This window comes from Streptomyces sp. URMC 123, from assembly GCF_051386515.1.
GTDB lineage: Bacteria > Actinomycetota > Actinomycetes > Streptomycetales > Streptomycetaceae > Streptomyces.
In genome coordinates, this window is the sequence record NZ_JBPQTV010000550.1 from 1 (window position 1) to 2,216 (window position 2,216).

The following is a 2,216-nucleotide window of genomic DNA, read 5'->3' on the forward strand; positions in this document are numbered from 1 at the left end:
GTCTCCAGCATGGGCAAGGACTACACGTACACCAACCTCTCCGACCACTACCCCGTGGTGGCCGGCCACGACGTCCGCCACACCGTCGACAAGCGCACCGGCACGCTCTCCTCGATGGTCCACCGCGGCCGGGAACTGCTGCGCTCGGGGCCGGAGCTCGACGCCTGGCGGCCGCCCATCAGCAACGAGCGCTGGGACTGGGGCACCGCCGAGGGCAAGCTCTGGTCCGCCCGGGGCCTCGACCGGCTGCGCACCACCGTCGAGGCCGTCGACCTGACCCGTTCCCACGACGGCGCGGTCACCGTCACCGTCCGCTCCACCGTGGCGGCCCCCGATGTCACCGACGCGTCGTTCGGGCAGATCATCGATTACGCGTTCGACGGCTCGGGGGCGGTACGGGTGCGGCAGCGGGTCGAGCCGAGGGGGACGGTACGCACCCTGCCGTATCTGCCCGCGCTCGGGCTGCGGCTCGCGGTGCCTCAGCGGTACGACCACCTCCGCTGGTACGGCAGGGGGCCGCAGGAGAGCGTGAACGACCGGCGGGACGGCACGCCCGTCGGCGTCTGGTCCGCGCCCGTCGAGAAGGGCGCGGGGCCGTATCTGCGCCCCCAGGCCCACGGCAACCACACCGAGGTGCGCTGGGCCGCCCTGACCGACGGCCGCACGGGCGGGCTGCTGATCTCGGCCCCGCCCGGCGGGACGTTCGACACCTCGGTGAGCGCGCACGACGACCTGGACCGGGCCGCTTACCCCCATCTGCTCCGGCGCGACCAGGACTGGCACACCCTGCGGCTCGACCACGCGGTGAGCGGGGTGGGGGACACCCCGAATCCGGTCCGCCCCGAGTACCGGGTGCGGGCGGACCGGAGTGTCGACCACACCCTCACGATCCGCCCGCTGGCCCCCGAGGAGGCCGCCCGGCTGCGGTAGTACTGGCGCTCAGCCGCGCCTGTACGGGCGTCGCCTCCGGCAGTACTGAGGCTCCCTCCGGCCGTACTGGCGCTCAGCCGCCGGCCACCACCGGGTAGTGGTCGGAGAGGTTGGTGTACGTGTAGTCCTTGCCCATGCTGGAGACCGTCCAGGGCGCGCTGCGCTCCTTGATCACTTCGCTGCGCCAGTCGGCCGGCCGCGCGTGGCCCGTGCGGTGCAGCACATGGTCGAGATCCTCGCGCGGGTCGTCGGGGTAGCGCTCGGCGGCGATGGAGTTCTCCGCGGTGTCGAACGAGTACGGGTGCCCCGTGCGCCGGTCGGCCGGGTCCAGACCGGCGTTCCGCAGCATCGAGGCGTACTCGGCCGAGTGCGCGTCCACATTGAGGTCGCCGGCCACGATCACCTGCTCGTTCGCCGGAATGGCCTTGGCGTCCAGAAACGCGTCCAGCTGCCGGAACTGGGCGGCGCGCACCCGGGCGGCCTCCCCCGCGGAACAGCCCGGGTCGGTCGACTGGGCGTGGGTGCCGACCACGTGCACCCGGCTGCCGGCGACGTTCAGCACCGCGTACACGAAGCCCTTGTTGGACCACCAGTCGGCGCCGCAGGCCTCCTTGTAGACGAACTGCTCCTTGCGCACGATCGGCCACTTGCTCAGTACGGTGACGCCGCCGTCCTCCGGGGTGGTCGAGGAGTACGAGCCGCCGGTCGCGTCCCAGCCGCTGGTGGAGCGGCCCATGACGGGCGTCTGGTGCGGATAGCGGGCGGCGGCCGCCCGCTGGAGGGCGTCGGAGGAGGCGTTGTCGAACGCCTCCTGGAGGACGACCACGTCATTGCCGCCGAAGAAGGGGGCGGTGGGTATCGCGGCGGCGCGGTGGTCCTGCCCCCAGTTGGGGTAGAGGGTCTTGCTGAACAGGAAGACGTTGTAGCTCAGCACCTTCAGCCGGGGCGGCTCGGCCGCGGGGGCCGGCCCGGCGGCGGTGACGACGGCCGCCGCGGCGAGCGCGGTGGCCAGGGCGGCGCGTGAGACGCGCCGGGTGCGGCGGGCGGTGCGGTGCGGCGAGAGCGACATGGGTCCCCCGTTGCGGGTGAGGTGGATGAGGCCGGTCGGCGCTCATCCCACGCAACGGTGGTGACCTTCGGATGACCGGTGGATGGAAGGGACATGACCACGGCTCGACGGCTCCCGCGCCGGCCGGGCGTCGGGCCGTCGGTGAGCGTTCGGCCATCGGCCCCGGTCGAGCCGGGGAAAGGGCCGAGGCCCCCCGCGCGGCGGGCGCGGCGGGCCT

2 protein-coding genes are annotated in these 2,216 nt (G+C 73.4%); one reads left to right on the forward strand and one right to left on the reverse strand.

The window, feature by feature from the left end; all coding sequences use genetic code 11:
* A partial coding sequence (locus tag ACSNOD_RS30585; RefSeq protein ID WP_436770337.1) for a beta-galactosidase small subunit occupies positions 1-930 on the forward strand: 930 nt, incomplete at its 5' end.
* A gap of 73 nt (positions 931-1,003) precedes the next feature.
* Here the strand turns inward: ACSNOD_RS30585 and sph are convergent.
* Entirely contained in the window at positions 1,004-1,999 is a 996-nt protein-coding gene (gene sph, locus ACSNOD_RS30590; protein ID WP_436770338.1) for a sphingomyelin phosphodiesterase, read from the reverse strand.
* Positions 2,000-2,216: the final 217 nt, after the last annotated feature.

Excerpts from the sequence above, each read along its gene's own strand:
- sph (WP_436770338.1), bottom strand. The coding sequence starts at position 1,999 with ATGTCGCTCTCGCCGCACCGCACCGCCCGCCGCACCCGGCGCGTCTCA.